Here is a 15,732-nt window from a genome sequence, read left to right on the forward strand (position 1 = left end):
TGCAGCGTCAATTTAACTTTTTAAATCGCAAGAAAAGAGAGCGTATCGAATATTAGGCGCAAAGAATCTCAGAAGCAGTGTCTTGCCAAATTTCTTTAGCTTTTTGAAATTGGCTTCTTCGTTGATGGGCGGAGTTGGTATAGCGCCCCACGGCGACAGCAAAAAGATTACGCACTTTCCCCATGAGTGCGATGACGGCCTGTGCCCCAGCAGGTGAGTTAAATCGAATGAGGCATTTTTCTTTTCTTCGCGTGGGCTGGTGGGCATTTTCTACCCGATTATTGAGCCCTTTATGCGAACGATGCTCCACTCCTTTACCCATCTGGCGAATGGGTTTCGTGTAGCTCCTGAGCTTGTCCGTTACAATCACCCGGGCCTTGGGGTAGGCGTTCAGTAGACGAGACAGGAAACGAATAGCCGCCTTTTTATTACGTCGCTTTTGCAGAAACACATCCAGCTCATAACCCTTCATCCACAGCGCGCCATAAATAATATATAGCTCCACGAATGCGTAGTTGCTGCTCATCCAAGTGCCATTTATCCGATGCTCTTGGTGCTCGCTTCTTAATGACGCTCTTAAAGTGAGGCCCAAATTTAATACACCATTGACGTATCGTTTCATAGCTGACATCGATACCACGATAAAGCAAGCGCTCCGATACATCCCGGTAGCTGTCATTGAATCGATGGTAACTCCATACCACAATGCTGATTAACTCTAATGAATAGCGGTATCTTTTCGGTTTCCTTTCTAGCATCGCGTTCTTCCTGTAAATAAATTACAGTCTAGCTCAAAGTTAAATTGACGCTACCTCTCATGAGCATGAATTATATTAAGTAACGCCAGCGCATTATTATGCTCCATTTCTTTAGAGCCAAACAACAAAGTCACTTTTTTATGTTTGGCCTTTTCTTTAATTAAATCAATTAAATCCTGTTTATCCTCTAATTCCTTTGCATAGCATTTTTGAAATTCTGACCATTTTTCTGCATCATGATTAAACCACTTACGTAAGGCATCACTCGGTGCGATTTCTTTGAGCCATAAATCAATCGAAGCCTCCGCTTTTTTAATACCACGTGGCCATAGTCTGTCGATTAATATTCTAAACCCATCTGTTTTTTCAGGAGCTTCATAAATCCTTTTAATTTCAATCGTTGCCATTTTAAATCACTCCTTTGTCAAAGAGTTTTTGCAATAATAAATGGAAATAGACAAATCCTGCATAAGGATGCCACGATGCAGTAATTGTTGCCGTTTGTTTATGATCTAGCTTATCTTCAAGACGAAGCAAATTGCGTAGATTATTTTGAGCACCAATGTCATCTACGGGGAAAACCTCAATCCGTCCTAGTCCGCGCAACAAAGCATATTCCGCAGTCCAACGCCCTATTCCCTTAAATTGACAAAGAAATTGGATTACCTCATCCTTTGGCTTATCCTCCAAACGAGCAAAAACATCAGGAGCTTCTTTTAGCCCAGATGTTAGGCGAATAATGGTTTCACTTTTATGGGTGCTATAACCAATCGTTTTTAACTCAGCAAGAGTGCACGCACTAACATCCTCAGCCATTGGGAATGCATAAACCTCTTCGTTATTCCCATACACTCTCATATTAATATGCTGAATTAATCGATTTTGAATCTGTAATCCTGCATCCAGAGATATTTGCTGACAGGAAATTGCATTCATCAATGCTTCAAAAAGAGAAGGAAAACGAGGGGGTTTGAGCCCCATAAATTGAGATACAAGAGCACTCAATGGGACCTCCTGCTTGGCCATTTTATAAAAGGCAGCTACATCTCGTTTTAGTCCTAACATCAATTCGATAAGATGGATTATTTTTTCCTGTAATAAATGAGGAATTGCTTGGTCTAACGAGACACGAAGTTCTGGATTATTGAGATTGTTTACTTGTTCAATACGTATTTTAATGAGCTGATTTTCAAGGTTTAATACGCGGGTGTAATAGTGGCCATCCCATTTATCAACAAGATTTTTACTTCGTCTACGTAATGCTATGGCCGTATAATCCAGCCGAAACGGAGCAATAGGATGTAGTGTAAATGAAGTATGCATGAGTAATCCTGTACTTAACTATCCTATTAATAAGTTTAGCCTTCATTCTATCTATTCGGAGTAGCTTGCTTGTCCCCACAACTTTCTTAGCACATGGCGTGACCTTATTGAAACGCTCATCGGTGGCTTTTCCTTTTAGAAAACTCATTAACGCAGTATCATCATGACGCTCTAAAAAATAGCCGAAAAATCAAAAATCATTCCAAATCGATAATCAGGTATTTCTTTTTGCATTGGTGAAACATAAATCATTCCTTAGGGTTTGCAAAAAAGGAACGTAGTAATAATCACTTCTCAATAAAAGCAAGCTTGTTCCACTTGAAGTATAATTTGCTGAATATAAGGAGATATCATGACATCAAACTACAATGAGCTACTCTGCTATAAAAAAACGGATATTGACAGTCATGGAAAACTAAAATTTTTCCTAGAAAAACACAGCACTAAAGAAGGTACCTGGGCAAAGCTCGCCCTACAAGAAGGAGCAATTGATTTTGTATTCTTAAATGGACAGGGGCAAGAATTGTCCCGGATTACAGTCAACCAAGAACAACCCGAGGTACTAATCCCCCCCGCTGCCTGGCACAAAATCATTCCTGCCAGTGAATCGTTTAAGGCAACTCTTGAGTTTTATTGCATGCCTCAACGTTACTTTAATAAAAAATACGGATTGGCCGCTGTACATAGTGACTTAATGTACATTTATCAGACTTATTTGCAGCACTTACACATGGCATCCATCCTTGATGTAGGTTGTGGTTCCGGCAGAAATTTATTGTATTTGGCACAAATGGGACATCATGTGAAGGGAGTAGATCACAACCAAACCGCAATAGAGGCAATTCAAAATATCGCTCAAAAAGAGGCCCTCGCCGACGTGCTTACTCAAGTGCATGATTTAAATCAACCTTTGGGCCTGGAAACAGAGCATTATGATTTAGTACTCTCCACGGTTACCTTGCAATTTTTAAACCCTCAACGTATCCCCATCCTGCTCACAGAACTTCAGAAAATAACCAATAAGAATGGATATCACTTTTTAGTCTTCCCTATTCAATCAGACCTCTATCCACTACCTGATTTTTTCACCTTTCTTCCTGCAAAAGAAGAACTGTACCATCTCTATCAAAACAGCGGCTGGTCAATACTCGAATACAAAGAGTCGATAGGTCACCTGCATAAGCAGGATACATTAGGAAGACAGATATCAGGTATATTCGGTATTTTGCTCGCACAAAAAATCACATAAACCCGAATTACCGCGGTCAATCCGCGGTAATTCAAAAATCCTATATCAAACTAATCTTTTCCTTTAGCAGTTGAATTTTAAAAGGTTTTTGCAAAACATAATTAGCACCAATCTCTAACGCCAGTTCTTTAATATTAGGAGAGGCGGAAAGGATAATAACTGGCACCGCCTTGGTTCGTTCATTCCTTTTAAGGATACGACACAGTTCAATACCATCAAATCCTGATAATTGTTTATCAATCAAATAAACATCTGGTACTGGCATATTTTCCGCGAGAACGTCTTCAGCTTTAGTGCAAAGAAGCAGCTTGTATTCCAGTTCTTGAAATATTAATTGCATTGCATCTTGTATAGAAGGATCATCCTCAACTAATAATATTGTTTTCATTGGTTCTCTTCGCGAAATTTAATAGGAATAATAAAACTAAGCGTAGAACCAACTAGCTCCTGGCTTTCAACCTCTAGCCTACCGCTATGCATATCAATAATATCTTTACAAATCGCAAGACCGATTCCCATACCTGGAAAGGTTTTTGCTTCATTGGAATATACTCGATAAAAGCGTTCGAAGATCTTTTCAAAATCTTCTTTGGGAATACCAATACCACTATCCATAACACTTACTTTTACAAAGTCATCCATTGTTTCACTAGAAATTAGAATTTTTCCACCTAGAGGAGAATATTTTATGGCATTAGAAATAAGATTAATAAGTACCTGCCCAATACGCTCTTCGTCCGCTACAATTTGCTCGACCGACTTAAGCTGCAGCTCCAATCGGTGCTTTTTAGTATTCAATTGAAGATTTTCTGCTTTTTCTCGTATTAAATTATGCAAATTAAAGCATGTAATATTTAACTGCAATTTTCCTTCTGCCAAACGTGTGGTATCCAGCATATCTCGGATAAGTCCATGCAACCTCTCCACCTGCTCCCTTAATTTTATTACCATTTCCGTGTGGTGGGGATTAACCGTTCCTTCGAATTGCCGTTCGAGTATTTGTGCATAAATCATCATACTAGTAAGCGGGGTATTTAGTTCATGGCTTGCATTACCAATAAACTCATCTCGCAAACGCAATAACATCTTCAACTTCTGTTCGCTTTCACGCAACGCTTCCTCTGCTTGTGTTCGCTCCACTAATTCCTGTTCACGAGAAATAATGATTGCCGCCGCATGCGCAAGAATACCTGCTAACTCTAATTCTTGGGCCGAAGGTGTACATGGCTCACGGAAATAAATACCTAGGGTTCCAACTATTGGCCCGTCCTTAGTTCGTATAGGAAATGACCAGCATGCACGACAGTCATGCTTGCGAGCTAAATCTCTCAATGGGCCCCATGATGGATCCTCTTCAACATCAGGAGTAATAATGGGCTCTCCTTTATACATCGCCAGACCACATGCCAGCGAATCGGGGCCTACTTTAAATCCATTTATGTCCTTTGCATACTCCTCTGACATACCCACGATATGATACAACCCGGTACCGGCTGATGACATTCGATAAAAAGCAGCTCGTGCTTTGCCATTAGTCTGAACGACTATAGTGTCAACCAAAGCCTTAAGTGATATTGTCAACGGTAAGCCACTCATCGCGGCCTGAAACGCCTCTTTTTGCCCATTTAACCAGGACTTATTTTCGCGTAAAACTGTTTGTGCTTGCATGCGTTCCAGGAGTGCATTTTTTAACTCTTTCCTATCTTTATCGTGAAGTTTTTCGTAAATTGCTAACTGATTTTGATAATGTATTTTCTCATGGCGCAATTGATTAAGCTCTATTAAAAGAGCATCCAAAGATTGATTAGTTAATGCATCTCCCCCCTTGCCTTCTGAGAGGTTTTTAAACTCATGGGTTTGTGCAGTTTTGGGCATTATTTACTCCTGTAACCATCTGCAGCTTTATACTGCTCAATCTTTATATAATCAATGGTAGATAGATAAAATTTTCTGTTACTCATGTATACTTTTTGCTTAAAGCAAACCTTAAGAGTATTCCTTCCGTTACACCCCTTCAAGATGATGCACATTACGTAACTTCATAAATAATAAATAAATTTAAAAAATACTGTTAAGTTAAACATCCAATGCTAGACTGGACAAGTGTGGGCTGCAGTGTAATCCACTATTCAATTAGGTTTCATTCAATTAATAAATTATAAAGATGATATCAGATATGAAAACAACAAAAACCTTCTTAAAATCGATACTTGCTGTAGCTTTATTCTCTTCTACTACTTTTGCTGCGGGTAATGCAATCAGTGGCCAAGTGATGCTCATTAACAACATGGGTAACGTAGACAGTAATACTAATTCTCCTGGAGCATCTCAATCCGCATTTCAGGTTTCACTATCAGATACCACAGGGATATGTAGCACTACTAAAATTAATTACAATGGATATGTAGTAGTTCCATGGTATTCCTCTGGTACTCATAGTAGCTCCCATTGTGTAGGCGCTCCTGTCTCTATAAAAGTAACCCCTACAATAGGAACTGTAAGCGGTATTTCTACAGCAATATATGATTCCGCTGTGATTACAGCCCCTGACACCTCACCAACAACCACTACCTTAAATGCACCAACACCAGGCTCTGTTGTTTGCGGCGTGAGTATCTGCACAACAAGCTATGAAAATATGGCAGTCATTATGACTGGTGATGGCAACCCGAGCACGGCCACTGCTGCAACCGCAACTACTTGGCAAAGCCTTGCAGGTGCTGTACCAGTTTTCGATTCAGGCAATGGCGCATTACAAAGCACTGGCGTGTTTGGCTTATTAGCGGTTATTGATTTAAAAGCTGAACAACTGATGAGAAAATATGGATATACCCCCCATACCGGTGGCCAGGCACCAAAATAAAAACCTTCTACCCTGGCGGCTTTGTGACTAGGTTTTCTTTTTCCGTGAGGGCAAAGGTTCACGTGAATAGCTATGCTACCACATGAGCAAATTAAATTTAAAATGACAAAGCAACCCAGGAGCTCTCTGCACGAAATCCTGGGTTGCTGCAAAAGCAGGCTAAAATTAACTGCGCTTTTTAGACTCAACAAGAGGACGAGGCATTACCTCACGTGGAGCATTAGCATGGAGATAAGTTTTAACTGATACCTCACTATAACCCAAAACAGCTGTATCAAGTGCACAAGACTCCAATAATGCAGGTTCTGTAATCCCGGATGCTTTACAAACATCAATAGCCTGAGCCGCTTCTTTAGGATACAGATCGCTCATATAAAATGGCTTCTCAGGCGCTCCAGGCCTCACCATGGAATCCGTTTCAAGTAACATTTGATCCGGCTGAACCCGCCAGCTTTCCCCATAAATATTATAAAGATCTTGGAAAGAAACAGGCCAGTTCAAAACCATCCCCTGCGATGTGACTAACTCATGAATATTGCCTTCTAAATTACCAAGGAGACCACGAGTTTTGCCCATAGAACTACTAAGACTCACAGTAACATTCATCCAAGTGTTCATACCATTATCATAGAGTATTGCGCGCACACTATCCCCTTTGGGTCCGACAATCACATACTCGTTGTCCCTACGAGCAATTTGAACTCCGTTAACTTCTATGTGTCTTTGTCCCTTGCTCATCTTATAGGGTTTATCATTAATGACTAGCCTTGTTGGTCCGACATAAATAGCCACTCGGGTTTGCCCCATTTTGACAGCAACCGCTTTGTTAATGGACGTATCCTTCCAGCGAGGATCAATCACAGGAGCCGCTTGACGAGTCTGCACGATGAAGTCAGGACCAGCCTCCACTAACACAAAATCGCCGGTTGCCTGAAAGTCATATTCTAAACCAGAAAAATTCGTGATGTGTGTATCCCCGGTACTCGACGCAGTTTGACAAGCAGAGCTCCCTGTATTATTGCTACTTTCCGTGAACACAATTGCCGCGGGATTTGCTCCTGCTGGGCTTGCTGTAAATATCCCAAAATTGAGGTTATTAGTTTCAGCCGTATACCCTGTCGCCAGACAACTTGGCGCCGCAGAGCTACCCGCATCAACTGCTGTTCTCACTTTAAGCGCCGCGACATTAGATGAGTTGTGGTTAAAAGTAGCCGCGGATCCATTACCGTCACCAAAGACATTGAATTCTGCTGTTTGCCAATAATTAGCAAGACTAACCACACTGTCATGATCACTTGTAGAATAGGCTGTTCCGCCCACCGTCATCGTAAGGGTATCATTGCCCCCTGCAGCAGCTTGACCAGCAACTACCATCTGGCTAAGTTTAGAGATGATTAAAGGAGGACTGCCAGTAACAGTAACCGCATTGCTATTGCCATAGCAATGGTTACTATAAGATATCCATCCAGTACCTGCTGGACCACCTGATGCCGGACATGTCGGCCCGTAATTAATGAGCCAGTACTGAATAAAGGCTGCTCCGCTAGCATTGGAGTAGACAAATTGAGCCCAACCCTCACAACCAAAAACTCCATTACAAGCGGGAGTATTCAGAAAAAAATTTGAATTTAATTGAAGAGAAAAAATATTCTGTGAAAACACATTATTGTATGGATTGATTCCGTATTCATTTACCACACCACTAACACTATCAAAGGATCCAATAGCTTCACTTATATTACCGCTAGCAGCCTGAGCTGTAACGTCATTACCGTTACCAATTACAAACCCATGACGTGCGCCACGAGTGGGAAGATAAGGCCATATGGGGGCCCTGGTACAAGGAACCTCACTCCATTCAGCTTTAGGATATTTGGCAGAAAAGCATCCATTTTTGGGTCGGGATACACGCAAAATAGATGAACGCCAGGATTGAAGTTCTTTTATACTTGGGCGAGATGAAGATTGGGATGCCCTCTCCTGATGAGCAGGAGATTGAGTCGCAGCAGCACCTGCGTAATTTGACATAAACATAAAGAGCAATCCCGAGCTCCCCATAATGCCACGTACTAAGTTATATCCTTTCATGTATTCTTGCTCTCCTTGTCAAAATAAACGTATCGATTAACAGGTAAAAAAACCTTATTTATCAACCTTACCATACTACATTACTTTCAAACGTAAGCCCTAGGCCTCGTGAACAAACTTTTCTATGAGCACCATCTAAAGAAAATTTGTTCACGAGAACTCAAGTATTTTTGGAAAAATGAAGAAAGATAGTAAACATTTAATGTTTTTATAGGAGTTATTAGCTATTGTGAATATATAGAATAAACAAGTATCGTTTATTTATTTTGCTAAATAAGGATAAATTTGCTTATGAAAGAGCGTTCAAGGCATTAATTATAAGGGAATATATATGATGCTTGATATCATTACTATTTTAACATTTGCTATTCTCATTTATTTTGCCTTTTTAAATATCTGGTGTTTTATACTTTTAATTAGCTGCGCTCCAGATATCATCAAAAAATTCAAAGAAGCAACCTACGGTGGTATCGAACAATTCATTGACCATCTCGATCTAATGCCTGTTACTGTTGTTACTCCCGCCTTTAATGAAGAACATCGCATTTTAAATATGCTATACAGCGGACTAAATAGCGATTATAAAAATACCAACTTTATTGTAGTTAACGATGGCTCTACCGATGGAACACTGGAGCTATTAAAAAAAGAATTTTTGCTCTATGAAATCCCTGTGACCAGCAAAAAATTGATAAAAACCTCAAAAATAAAACATTATTATCAATCAAAACGCTTTAAAAATTTAATGGTTATCGATAAGGAACATTCCCCTTGGGGATGTGGGGCAGATTCAATTAATGCCGGCTTAAATGCCTGCCAAACCCCAATTATGCTAACTATAGATGCTGACACCGTTGTCGAACCCGAAGCATTAACGCGACTTATCTATACCTTTTTATCACATCGACATTGTGTTGCTGTGAGTGGTACCGTTTATTGTTTAAATGGTAATCGAGTCGCTCATGGTAAGATGCTAACCCACAAATTACCCAAACCCTTTATTTCCGCATCGCAAGCACTAGAGCATATGCGCTCTTTTCTTTATAGCCGCTCAGGCTTAAACACGTTTGGAGGTGCATTATGCTTTCCTGGGGCGTTTACGCTTTTTGAAACAGAACTGTTACATCAGATTCAAGGCTTTGACACACAAAATTTTAGTTATGATGCAGAAATAACCATCAAAATACATCATTTCATGCGGAAGCATAAATACCCTTATCTAGTAAAACATTCATCTGATGCTTTTTGCTGGACTGAGATGCCCCCTACATGGAAAGCCTTTTGGATACAGCGAGATAAATGGCAACGCGGAATGCTACGAAGCGCAAACAAACATTTGGGAATGCTATTCAATCCAAGATATGGGATTGTGGGCTTATTAACTTTCCCGCTTTATATACTATTTGATATTTTCGGCCCAGTAATTGAATTTACATCGCTGCTATTATTTTTAATATGCATTTACATGCAGCAAGTTAATTGGTACATGTTAATCTGGTTACTGGTTTTAGCATGGGGATTTATTACTTATATGACTTTAACAGTGCTTTTTCTTAATGTAATTAGTTTTAACAAGTACCGAAAAAAAAGTGACGTATTCAGATCTATGTGGTTATGCTTTACCGAAATGCTAGGCTTTCGACAATTTCGTGCCATAAACTGTACCGTATCAACACTTCGTTATCTAATTAATCGTATCTCAGGAAAGCCACTTTAGTAAGCCTAATCCATTATATTTCAAATTAATTTAACTAATTAATATAAAAAAACAATAAGTTAAACACCTTATTGACGATACTCTTCAACACGATTATATTTGCAGGCGGATGACCATCAGCTCACTAATGCATTCCTTACATGTAATTCATTTTTCTAGACATTTTAAAAGGAGTTCACAATGTCGGTTTATTGCTTTTTCTCTATATTTAGTGGGTGCATCTAGATGCAAAAGCATATAATTATTCTATCCTGTTTCGTATTTTTTGATGCGCTAGCGAACTCATCCCCCCCCATCAAAAGCAATCAAGTAAATCATGTAATGAATCTAAGTAATAAAAACCAATTAGCTGCATCACCCTATTCTTTTCAACAAGTTCAACGATTACGAAAAGAAGGCAAACTTGCCCAAGCAAAAACATTAGCCAAAGCCTATCTGCAACAACATCCAAACGATGGCGATATGTTGTTTGTATTAGGACTCATTTATTATCAAGAAAGAAACTTAAACGAGGCCAGCACTTGCTTTAGTCGCGTCTTAGCGAAAACACCAACTTATATGGATGCACGAATTGCCTTAATACGCATAAAAATTCTTCACAAAAAATTTCAAGAGGCATCTAATTTAATTGTGATTGGACTATATCAAAATCCTAAACAGCAAGAGCTCATTGAACTAAAAGCAACAATTATCCAAGAAGTGAGTATTTTATCGGCGAAAGACCTATTAAAAAAGCAACCAGTAGAGGCGACAAAATACGCTGTAGCAATAACAAAACAAGTTACAGCAGTGAAAAAAACACAGGCAACAAGTCTCGCTGAGATAAAAGCATTAAGAGCACAAGGCAAACTAAGTCTTGCTAAAGCTAAAGCATTACAAAATTTAAAAATTAACCCTAAAGACTTAGATAGTGAGTTGTTATTAGGGCTTATTTACTTTCAACTAAAAGATTACCCTCAGGCAAGAGTTCGCTTAAGGGCCGTCTTAATCCAAAAGCCTGACTATTTAGATGCACGGGTTGGTTTGATTAAATTAAATTTAGTACAAAGGAAATTTAAAGAAGCTCAAGATTTAATTAAACAAGGCATGGCAACCAATCCACGCAATGATCAGCCCCTGCTACTGCTAAAAAAACAACTCGCAGGTTTAAGTAGGCCCCAAAAGACAAAGAGATTCCATCCAACACGCTCAGCACCAAAAGTAGACAAATTGGTCCAAACTAAAAGTTATATTGTCCAAAAGAAATATAATGAGGCGAAGATAATTCTACAAAATCTAGTCGCCCAATATCCTCATAATAGTGAATATCGCATCGCACTAGCTAATTTTTATCTTGATCAACAAAATGATATGAAAGCTTTGAGTGTGATTAGAAGTGGGCTAAAAAGCAACCCCTCCAATGCTGATTTATTGAACAAGGAGGGAATGATCCATGAAACCCTTCGCCAATATTCTTTAGCTGCACGAGCCTATCAACAAGCGAAGAAAGTTTCGCCTAAGGATAAAAAAATCGATGGCTTATTAACAAATATTAATAGCATTAGCCCACATTATGCCTATGGTTTAAATGAAATAGGGATATCCACTGATAATGCTTATGTATCTGACGTGCATTCTGTTTGGGATTGGTCTAGCATCTATTACAGTCGAGATACCATTTATGGGGTAGCTACTGCCAGGATCAACTATGCATCAAGACTACACCAAAGCACGCCTCAATATGAGCTTGATTTTTCACCGCGATTTAATAGAAATATTTATGCCGATTTAAGTGTAGCCTTTGCAAGTAAACCCGCTATATTTCCTGATGTTGCCACATCTGGTGAGGTTTACGTTAACATCCCTAAATTTTTTGAGCTGTCTGGCGGTACTAAATATGCCAAAATCGCTCAAACCTTTTTTGTAACCTACACCAGCTCCATCAGCTTTTACCCTCAAAGTTATTGGTTCAATTTTCGACCTTATTATTTTGTCCCCAAAGGCCATAAAAATACCTCCATTTTGTATACATTAAAAGGCAGAAAATACTTTGGTGGCAACCTGGATCACTATTTTGGAGTTGGTGTAGGTAGCGGAAAAAGCCCTGACCTTGCTGATTTACTAACGGTTAATTTTATTGTTATTCAAAATAACTACATCAACGCAAGTTATGGCTTTCCTATTTTTAACCATCATGTCATTACTGAATTACAAGCGGGCTATCAACGATGGAAATATCCAACGAATTTAGTTCGTAATCTTTATGACGGCTCAGTCGCCTTTAAATATAGGTTCTGAAAAAAATGCTCATGGAAACAATACTACACATTGTAAAAATTGTAGCAATAATCGAGTTAATCCTAATCACGCTATTTGTCTTACTCACTTTTTTTGCGAAATGTTATTTTAGCTGGCATAAGAAAAAAAATAGTCGCAATTTGAAATGGATTTTTGAATTACTCCGGTCTCGTATGGCAAATAAAGACCCCATTTCTATTACAGAAGCTAAGAAACTAAAAAAATCTGTTCCTAATGTGCTAATTATCATGAAACGCCTAGGGGAAAAACCTAATGATTACTTTGAACAGCTAAAAAAACAATTATTCACTTCGGTATTAAAACCTGTAGCAGTAAAATGGTCCTCATCCTACAGTGGATTCAAACGCAATCAAGCAGCAATGTGCTATTTATATGGACTGGATTCCGATGATCAAAAAAGAATATTTCGATTACTCAATGACAATACTCTACTTATTTCCATGAATGCAGGTCTTAGCATCGTAAGATTTGGCGATGCGACACAGATTAATAATATGATCACTACTTTTTCACAAGGGCGTCGTTTACAACAATCTTTATTAGCAAAGATAATTACCAGAGGCTTCCGGGATTTATCCCCAATTATCATCGAAAGATTACACACAGAACCAAATCCCTATGTGAAAACTTTTTGCTATCGGCTACTTTGCGAGTTTCCTCAACAAACAATAGCCCCTATCGCTAAAAAAGATTTTAACATTGAAGTAGTAGATTTAAAGATAGCAATTATTCGTTACTTCATTCATTGCCGAGATAGTGAAAAAAGAGAATTAATTTATGGCCTGGTAACAGACATCCATTGGGAAGTCCGAGCCATCATAGCAAAAGCAATAGGTACAATTCCTGGAGATAAAAGCATTCAGCTCCTAGCTAGATTATTGTGTGATCCCGAATGGTGGGTCCGCTTAAATGCCGCAAACGCATTAATCGAACAAGGCGAAAAAGGCATGGACGTTTTATACAATCAATCCCCCGATAAAGATAGATTTGCTTATGAAACAGCACAGAAAGTATTAATAATGCAGGAACATATATGCTCTTAAACATTCTTGTTGTTTTAACCATCGCGATTCTCATCTATTTTGCTCTTCTCAATCTCTGGTGCTTTTTGCTTTTAATTAGTTGTACTCCTGACATCATAAAAAAATTCAAAGAAGCAACCCATGGCGGCATTGAACAATTCATTGACCATCTCGAATTAATGCCCATAACTATTGTTACTCCTGCCTTTAATGAAGAAAATCGCATTTTAAATATGCTCTGCAGCGGACTAAATAGTAACTATAAAAATGTAAACTTCATTATAGTCAATGATGGTTCAACTGATAGAACCCTAGAACTATTAAAAAAAGAACTATTACTCTATAAAGTACCTGTGACCAGCAAACAATTGATCGAGACTGCAAAAATTAAAGATTATTATCAATCTGAACGTTTTAAAAATGTGCTGGTTATCGATAAAGAACATTCCCCTTGGGGATGTGGGGCAGATTCAATTAATGCGGGCTTAAATGCATGCCAAACGCCCATTATGATGACCTTAGATGCAGATACCGTTGTGGAGCCCGAAGCATTAACCCGATTAATTTATACCTTTTTATCACATCGTCATTGTGTTGCAGTCAGCGGTACCGTTTATAGCTTAAATGAGAATAAAGTTGCTCATGGAAAAATGCTAACGCACCAGTTACCTAAATCCTTTATTTCTGCATCGCAAGCACTAGAACACATGCGCTCCTTTCTTTACAGCCGTTCGGGTTTAAATACCTTTGGTGGCGCATTATGTTTTCCAGGGGCATTTACTTTTTTTGAAACACAACTATTACATGAGGTAAATGGTTTTGACACACAAAATTTTAGTTATGATGCAGAAATAACCATTAAAATCCACCATTACATGCGGAAAAATAATTATCCCTACATGGTAAAATACTCATCCGACGCCTTTTGTTGGACTGAAATGCCACGAACATGGAAAGCCTTTTGGAAGCAACGAGATAAATGGCAACGCGGGATGTTACGCAGTGCGTCCTTACATATACAAATGTTTTGCAATCCAAAGTATGGAATTATTGGCCTTTTAACTTTTCCGCTTTATATTTTATTTGATATTTTTGGGCCCGTAATTGAATTTCTTACCCTGATATTATTTATAATATCCATCTTCCTTGAGCAAATTAACTTCCCCGCATTGCTGTGGTTACTACTTTTAGCATGGGGATTTATTACCTATGCTACTGTAAGCGTGCTTTTTCTCAATGTAATTAGCTTTAATAAATACCAAAAAAAGAGCGATATATTTAGGTCAATGTGGTTATGTTTTACTGAAATGCTCGGCTTCCGCCAATACCGCGCCCTAGGCTATACGGTATCGACAATTCGTTATGTCATTAATCGTATTTCAGGAAAACCACTTTAGTAAAAAACACTTTTCAATGCGAAAAAGCTTATTATTAGCGTTTATGGAATCAACACTGAGACAGGTCTTTGGTATAGATATGGAAGCTGCAAGTGCAGAATTTGAGAGCAAAACTCCTAATACCATTAAATTTTTGATCTTCATCCTTTACATCTTCCCTACTTCAGACAACCACCGAGTATAGAATAAATCAACCATTAAGGATATGATGTTTCCCATCACATCCTCTTCTGTGAGAGAAGAAACTAGTTCAGCTAGTATGTTGAATTTTTATCAAAACAGGGAGTAAAACATGACACAAAGTGTAGAAGTACGACTATCAAAATATTGGTTCCTAAAAACTCAAGGTCAAAAAGGAATTCAAGATCGCAGAGCTATTTCACAACTAGGTGCCAATATTATCAATCAATGTCAAGACATCCTTGCGATGACTGATGATTCTTATACCAAGCAACAATTAAATTTAGTTATCCATAATACAACGGGTCTTATGTCCATAGTTTCAGCAAGTTCAGCAAAAGAAAAATATGAAAAAGACATTCTAGATGCATGCAGAGAGCTACAAACTAATATTTTATGCATCCCAACTACTATCCATACTCCTAGTAATTTAGCCAGCATAAACCATAAGCTTTCTATGATATGTATGTACATCCTTTTACTGAGTGTCGCCTTAACGATAGGTGGATCATTCGGTGCGCTGTATTTTGGCGTTCTTTCTGCAAGTTATGTCGCTGATTACCTTGTAATCGCTCTTGCAAGTATCGGAATTCCAGCACTTTGTGTTGGCGCATTTTCTTATGGTATTTATTCGGCACAAAATGATCCCGTATCAGAACGGTTTACTGACTTAGTGAAAAACATTGAACTGTTTTGTGATGAGGTTTCTTCAATTGAAGAAGAGAATAAAGAAGAGCGTATGTTAGTAGCCGTATAATAAGAACATAATGCAATTGTAGCTTGGTTGCTTGCAACCAGCTTTTCCTTAAACGGCAACTAATCAAATTGCATGGAACA

Annotated in this window: 14 protein-coding genes; 7 read left to right on the top strand and 7 right to left on the bottom strand. The window is 38.6% G+C overall.

Annotated features, from left to right (window positions below; translation table 11 throughout):
• Positions 1-52: 52 nt before the first annotated feature.
• Genes E1P08_RS10775 through E1P08_RS10785 form a run of 4 tightly spaced genes read right to left on the bottom strand, consistent with a single transcriptional unit; the run spans position 53 to position 2,081 of the window.
• Positions 53-526, bottom strand: coding sequence for a DDE-type integrase/transposase/recombinase (locus E1P08_RS10775; protein WP_207387362.1), 474 nt, complete (start codon positions 524-526; stop codon positions 53-55).
• Positions 459-758 (bottom strand): IS6 family transposase, encoded by a 300-nt coding sequence (locus tag E1P08_RS17345; protein ID WP_207387363.1) that lies wholly within the window; start codon positions 756-758, stop codon positions 459-461. Before E1P08_RS17345 ends, E1P08_RS10775 begins: the two co-directional genes overlap by 68 nt.
• Positions 759-808: 50 nt before the next feature.
• Complete coding sequence (locus E1P08_RS10780) at positions 809-1,165, bottom strand: DUF488 domain-containing protein (protein WP_133137036.1); 357 nt, start codon at positions 1,163-1,165, stop codon at positions 809-811.
• Position 1,166: 1 nt separating this feature from the next.
• Entirely contained in the window at positions 1,167-2,081 is a 915-nt protein-coding gene (locus tag E1P08_RS10785) for a DNA-3-methyladenine glycosylase family protein (RefSeq protein WP_133137037.1), read from the bottom strand.
• 352 nt (positions 2,082-2,433) lie between these two features.
• Here E1P08_RS10785 and tehB point away from each other — a divergent pair, with 352 nt between their 5' ends.
• Positions 2,434-3,330 carry an SAM-dependent methyltransferase TehB gene (gene tehB, locus E1P08_RS10790; protein WP_133137038.1) on the top strand — a complete coding sequence of 299 codons (897 nt, stop codon included), beginning with the start codon at positions 2,434-2,436 and terminating at the stop codon, positions 3,328-3,330.
• Positions 3,331-3,370: 40 nt separating this feature from the next.
• Here tehB and E1P08_RS10795 read toward each other — a convergent pair whose 3' ends face one another.
• Positions 3,371-3,718 (bottom strand): response regulator, encoded by a 348-nt coding sequence (locus E1P08_RS10795; RefSeq protein ID WP_133137039.1) that lies wholly within the window; start codon positions 3,716-3,718, stop codon positions 3,371-3,373.
• Positions 3,715-5,205, bottom strand: coding sequence for a GAF domain-containing sensor histidine kinase (locus tag E1P08_RS10800; RefSeq protein ID WP_133137040.1), 1,491 nt, complete (start codon positions 5,203-5,205; stop codon positions 3,715-3,717). Before E1P08_RS10800 ends, E1P08_RS10795 begins: the two co-directional genes overlap by 4 nt.
• Positions 5,206-5,506: 301 nt before the next feature.
• Here E1P08_RS10800 and E1P08_RS10805 point away from each other — a divergent pair, with 301 nt between their 5' ends.
• Positions 5,507-6,193, top strand: a complete 687-nt coding sequence (locus E1P08_RS10805) for a hypothetical protein (protein ID WP_133137041.1) — start codon at positions 5,507-5,509, stop codon at positions 6,191-6,193.
• 165 nt (positions 6,194-6,358) lie between these two features.
• Here E1P08_RS10805 and E1P08_RS10810 read toward each other — a convergent pair whose 3' ends face one another.
• The gene (locus E1P08_RS10810) at positions 6,359-8,281 is read right to left on the bottom strand and encodes a VWD domain-containing protein (RefSeq protein ID WP_133137042.1); all 1,923 of its coding nucleotides are present in this window, start codon (positions 8,279-8,281) and stop codon (positions 6,359-6,361) included.
• Between the two features lie 331 nt (positions 8,282-8,612).
• Between E1P08_RS10810 and E1P08_RS10815 the strand changes: the two genes are divergently transcribed.
• The 5 genes from E1P08_RS10815 to E1P08_RS10835 all read left to right on the top strand — a co-directional run bounded on the left by E1P08_RS10815 (position 8,613) and on the right by E1P08_RS10835 (position 15,652).
• Positions 8,613-9,998, top strand: a complete 1,386-nt coding sequence (locus E1P08_RS10815) for a glycosyltransferase family 2 protein (protein ID WP_133137043.1) — start codon at positions 8,613-8,615, stop codon at positions 9,996-9,998.
• 225 nt (positions 9,999-10,223) lie between these two features.
• On the top strand, positions 10,224-12,275 hold the full coding sequence (locus E1P08_RS10820; RefSeq protein WP_133137044.1) for a tetratricopeptide repeat protein: 2,052 nt from the start codon (positions 10,224-10,226) through the stop codon (positions 12,273-12,275).
• A 173-nt stretch (positions 12,276-12,448) separates the two neighbouring features.
• Positions 12,449-13,339, top strand: a complete 891-nt coding sequence (locus E1P08_RS10825) for a HEAT repeat domain-containing protein (protein WP_165485157.1) — start codon at positions 12,449-12,451, stop codon at positions 13,337-13,339.
• Entirely contained in the window at positions 13,330-14,715 is a 1,386-nt protein-coding gene (locus E1P08_RS10830; protein WP_133137046.1) for a glycosyltransferase family 2 protein, read from the top strand. Before E1P08_RS10825 ends, E1P08_RS10830 begins: the two co-directional genes overlap by 10 nt.
• Before the next feature lie 292 nt (positions 14,716-15,007).
• A complete protein-coding gene (locus E1P08_RS10835) occupies positions 15,008-15,652 on the top strand; it encodes a hypothetical protein (protein WP_133137047.1) in 645 nt (214 codons plus the stop codon).
• Positions 15,653-15,732: the final 80 nt, after the last annotated feature.

Origin of the sequence: Legionella rowbothamii (assembly GCF_900639985.1) — a bacterium.
GTDB classification, from domain to species: domain Bacteria; phylum Pseudomonadota; class Gammaproteobacteria; order Legionellales; family Legionellaceae; genus Legionella; species Legionella rowbothamii.

Coding starts and splice junctions, on each gene's coding strand:
- E1P08_RS10780 (WP_133137036.1), bottom strand. CDS start 1,165: ATGGCAACGATTGAAATTAAAAGGATTTATGAAGCTCCTGAAAAAACA.
- E1P08_RS10820 (WP_133137044.1), top strand. CDS start 10,224: ATGCAAAAGCATATAATTATTCTATCCTGTTTCGTATTTTTTGATGCG.
- E1P08_RS10815 (WP_133137043.1), top strand. CDS start 8,613: ATGATGCTTGATATCATTACTATTTTAACATTTGCTATTCTCATTTAT.
- E1P08_RS10775 (WP_207387362.1), bottom strand. CDS start 526: ATGAGCAGCAACTACGCATTCGTGGAGCTATATATTATTTATGGCGCG.
- E1P08_RS10825 (WP_165485157.1), top strand. CDS start 12,449: ATGGCAAATAAAGACCCCATTTCTATTACAGAAGCTAAGAAACTAAAA.
- E1P08_RS10800 (WP_133137040.1), bottom strand. CDS start 5,205: ATGCCCAAAACTGCACAAACCCATGAGTTTAAAAACCTCTCAGAAGGC.
- E1P08_RS10810 (WP_133137042.1), bottom strand. CDS start 8,281: ATGAAAGGATATAACTTAGTACGTGGCATTATGGGGAGCTCGGGATTG.
- E1P08_RS10835 (WP_133137047.1), top strand. CDS start 15,008: ATGACACAAAGTGTAGAAGTACGACTATCAAAATATTGGTTCCTAAAA.
- E1P08_RS17345 (WP_207387363.1), bottom strand. CDS start 758: ATGCTAGAAAGGAAACCGAAAAGATACCGCTATTCATTAGAGTTAATC.
- E1P08_RS10830 (WP_133137046.1), top strand. CDS start 13,330: ATGCTCTTAAACATTCTTGTTGTTTTAACCATCGCGATTCTCATCTAT.
- tehB (WP_133137038.1), top strand. CDS start 2,434: ATGACATCAAACTACAATGAGCTACTCTGCTATAAAAAAACGGATATT.
- E1P08_RS10795 (WP_133137039.1), bottom strand. CDS start 3,718: ATGAAAACAATATTATTAGTTGAGGATGATCCTTCTATACAAGATGCA.
- E1P08_RS10785 (WP_133137037.1), bottom strand. CDS start 2,081: ATGCATACTTCATTTACACTACATCCTATTGCTCCGTTTCGGCTGGAT.
- E1P08_RS10805 (WP_133137041.1), top strand. CDS start 5,507: ATGAAAACAACAAAAACCTTCTTAAAATCGATACTTGCTGTAGCTTTA.